At 57.1% G+C, this 3,891-nt stretch carries 2 protein-coding genes; both read left to right on the top strand.

Annotated elements, in window-relative coordinates:
* Positions 1 to 273 precede the first annotated feature (273 nt).
* The gene (locus Q0349_RS00625) at positions 274 to 471 is read left to right on the top strand and encodes a hypothetical protein (protein WP_298078816.1); all 198 of its coding nucleotides are present in this window, start codon (positions 274 to 276) and stop codon (positions 469 to 471) included.
* 139 nt (positions 472 to 610) lie between these two features.
* On the top strand, positions 611 to 3,891 hold a 3,281-nt coding region (locus Q0349_RS00620), incomplete at its 3' end, for an MG2 domain-containing protein (RefSeq protein ID WP_298078814.1).

Genomic DNA, 3,891 nt, shown 5'->3' with positions numbered 1-3,891 from the left:
GAATGTCTATACCCGATATGCCATCGAATTAACCTTCCTGTTTGTTGTCATCATTGTCGTGGCACTCTTTTATAAAAAGAGAGAAAAAAGTCAGGCGGAAGAAAATCCATAATGCAGCGTGAAAAATCATTTTGTCCTCACCGCCGCTTTAACGATGAGCAAGCGCGCCCTGCATCCAACATTTTTTAACGCCGTCCATCAATGATAAACCTATGGGATTTGCCCCAATCTTCCCGTCCGCTGACAAGCGTATTTTGATTCAAGGAGACAGTAATGAAAAATGACGTATTTTCCCTGCTGACCGGTCTTCTGATCGGATTTTTGCTATCTGCCGCATTCCGCCTTTTCTGGAAGCATATTTATCCCCACATGGGCGTTGAATGGAATATCTACGTCAGAGAAGCCATTGAATGGACGTTCCTGTTTGCTGTCATCATCATAGTTGCCCTTTTCCATCAAAAAAGGCGGTAAAAGTAAGCTGCAAAAAGCGGTGCGCCGCAGCGCACCCTATGGCGACGGTGACAAGCCCCGCTACCCGGCGGCATTGCATATCGCCCGCCGGACGTTTTTGCTAAAATCCGCACATCGTTATCACCACATGGAGTTCGTTATGTTCCGCAAAGCCCTGCTCGCCGCCATGATTGGCGCCATTTCCCTCGCTCACGCCACCGCCCGCTGGAATGAGGAAACCCTCGCCGCCGCCCGTCAGCAGGCGGAAATGGAGTTGAACCAGTTTCTGAAGGACGGCAGCGGGCCGCTGGCCAAGCTGAATGGTTCCAATATTGAGCAGTGGTTGCAAAGTGCCATGTACGACAAGGACAAAAACTACAATCCGATTAAGGATTTTTCCCACCTGTACCATCGCAAGGAACTGCTTGACAAGTTCATTGTTAATTTTAATAAGAACGATGTGGACGACCCCTACCGGGAAATTGCGCTAAAGGCGTTGCGTGCCTCCTCGCTGGAAATCAGCCAGTCGCTGGCAGACTATTACAAAGATACCGTTGCCCTGTATGGCCGGATTATGGACAACGACAATGAGAGCGTACCGTTTGCGCTCAAGTCGCTGGAAGATTTTGAGAATACAATCGTCAAAGAAGCACTCGCCAAAGCGAAAGATATGCACAAGAAATATGGTCTGCCGCTGGATGAATCGCAAATCGTGGGTGATGGTCAAAAAAATGCCCAATATTTGCGCGATAAATATGCTTTCTACCTGCACGATGTAGAGGTCAATAAAAAGCGTAACGACAAGCCGCAAGTTTGTCTTGTATTTCGCTATCCCGTGCTGCCTGAGCCGCAACAGGATTGGCGCAGCCTTATCAGTATTGAACCCGAAGATGAAGACAAGCCTGCCGGAATCAGTGAGGCGCGTTATGCGGGCAATAATATTTGTTATGTGGCAGAGTGGGATAGCCGCTATACCGTACATATAGATCCAACACTTGCCGCGGAAAATCATCTGGAAATTGGCGGTGAAGGAAAAAAAGAAGATGTTTATACCGGCAACCGCGATCCAATGGTGCAATTTGTTAATCGTGGCAAAACGCTGGTGTTCGATGCCGATGCAGCACTGACGCTGGAAAGCAGTAATGTTAAAGAAGTCAAACTTACCCTCTGGCAAATCCCGGATACCAATCTCATCAGCAAAATGCGTGAGCTTATTGATGCCCCGCCGGGACTTGGTGCCGAGGGATTGGAGCAATTCCGGCTTCCCGAAAATGCCAGCAAAATCTGGGAAGGCAGTTTTGCCCCGGCAAAAGCGGAGCCAAACGCTATCGTGCAGAGCCGCATTGCTTTTGCCGACATGGCGGACAAGGATGCACGCACCGGGATGTATGTGTTAATTGCAGACGGTGAGGACGTGAATTACGGTGAAGAAGCCATTATGAGCTTCACCGTCACCGACCAGGGCTTTACCGCCTACCAGACGCGCGACGGCCTGCTCGCCGAGTTGCGCGATTTGCGCAGCAACCAGCCCGTTGCCGGGCAGACGGTCGTCCTTTATGCGCAGAACAACCGCATCCTTGGCGAGGTCAAGACCGATTTGCAAGGCATCGCCCGCTTCAGCGCCGCGCAGATTAACGGCAGTGGTTCGGACGCGCCGAGCCACCTCATCAGCCAGCACGACGGCCACCTCGCCTATTTGCGCGTGGCCGGGCAGGGCATTGACCTTTCCGACAAGGGGCTTTCCGGCGCGCCCGTCGCCAACGAGACGCTGCAACACTGGAGCTGGCACGACCGCGGCGTTTACCGTCCGCATGACACCTTCAACGCCTTGTGGCTGTTCAAAACGCCGGAGGGCAAGGCGTGGCACGACGGCCCGCTGTGGCTGGAAATCAACCGCCCCGACGGCGCACTCGTTCACAGCCAGTTGCTTGACGCCGATGACAGCGGTGCTTACCGCTACAGCCGCGCCATTGCCAACAATGCCCGCCTCGGCGACTGGCGTATCCGCCTCAGCCTCGGCAAGGGTGGCACGCTGCTGGTGGATGAAACCTACCGCGTGGACAGCGTCATCCCGCGGCAAATCGAAACCGCGCTGACGGTCAAGGCCGATGACAAACGCGCGCAGTTTGACCTTAAAGCTGACTGGCTCTACGGCGCGCCCGCGGCCAATATGCTGACCGATGGCGTCTGGCGCATCGTCCGGGGCGATTTCGCCAAAACGTATCCGGCGTGGACGGGCTGGCAGTTTGGCCGCCACGACGAAGCCATTGCCCGCAGCGCCGAGCAGCGCATCGCCGCCGCCAATACCGACGCCGACGGCAAGCGCCACATCGAAGTGCCGTTCGCGCGCCCCTTCGACACCCGCCCGCAGGCACTGTGGGCGATGACCACCCTCACCGCGCCGGATGGCAGCACCATCGGCGCCGAAAGCGAAACCCTGCTGCCGCGCAAGGCGCCCTACGTCGCGCTCAAGGAAGGCGATGCCAGCGTGCAGGCGGCGCTGGTCAATGACCAGGGCGAGGCGCAAGGCGGCGAACTCCAGTGGACGCTCTACCGCGTTGAGCGCGACTGGTACTGGTATTGGTACGAGCGCGACTGGCGTTACGAAAAAAACGACAGCCGCCACCCGGTGAAAAGCGGTAGCGTCAGCGCCGACGGCAAAACCCCGGCAAGCATCGAACTGCCGCTAGATTACGGCATCTACGTCGTCGAAGTACGGGGCAAAGACCGCGAAAGCGCCGCCAGCCTCGAAATTACCCGTGGCTGGTACGGCACCCCCGGCACGAACAACCCCTCCACCGTCACCCTCGCCAGCGACCAAAAAACCTACAAACCCGGCGACACCGCCATCCTCACCCTCGAAGCACCGTTTGACGGCAAAGGTAGCGTCAAAATCGCCAGCCGCGACCGCATCATCGCCAACCACGACATCACCCTGAAAAACGGTAAGGCACAACTGCAAATCCCGTGGCAGGAAGGCTGGGAGCAGGGCGTGTGGCTGCTCGCTAACGCCTGGAACGAAAAAAGCGACGACCACAACCGCCGCGCCGTCGGCCTGCATTGGCTTGGAGCCGACCTGACCGCGCTGCGTCTTGCGCCGCAAATCAAACTGCCGGACAACCCGCTGCCCGAACAGCCGCTTGACGTTGAAATCAGCGTACCGGGGGCAGGCGCGGACACCTGGGTGAACGTCGCCGTGGTTGATGACGGCCTCTACCAGCTCGCCGCGCCGAGCTTCAGCGACCCGCTCGCCGCCTTCTACGGCAAAAAAATCCTTAACCTGGAGCTGTACGACACCTTCGGCAGCATCATCCGCCAGACCAGCGCCCGCCTCGCCGCCCTGCGCAGCGGTGCCGACAGCGACAAAGAAACCGCCAGCGAACGCGCCGCCATGGCAGGACTGCCCGACCTTGACCTCATCCTCGTCGCCAACTGGAGCGG

This window comes from uncultured Cardiobacterium sp. (assembly GCF_938028185.1).
In the GTDB taxonomy this organism is placed as follows: Bacteria; Pseudomonadota; Gammaproteobacteria; order Cardiobacteriales; family Cardiobacteriaceae; genus Cardiobacterium.
The sequence above is the reverse complement of the archived record's forward strand: the minus strand, read 5'-3'. Positions and strand labels throughout refer to the sequence as shown.

Coding starts and splice junctions, on each gene's coding strand:
- Q0349_RS00625 (WP_298078816.1), top strand. CDS start 274: ATGAAAAATGACGTATTTTCCCTGCTGACCGGTCTTCTGATCGGATTT.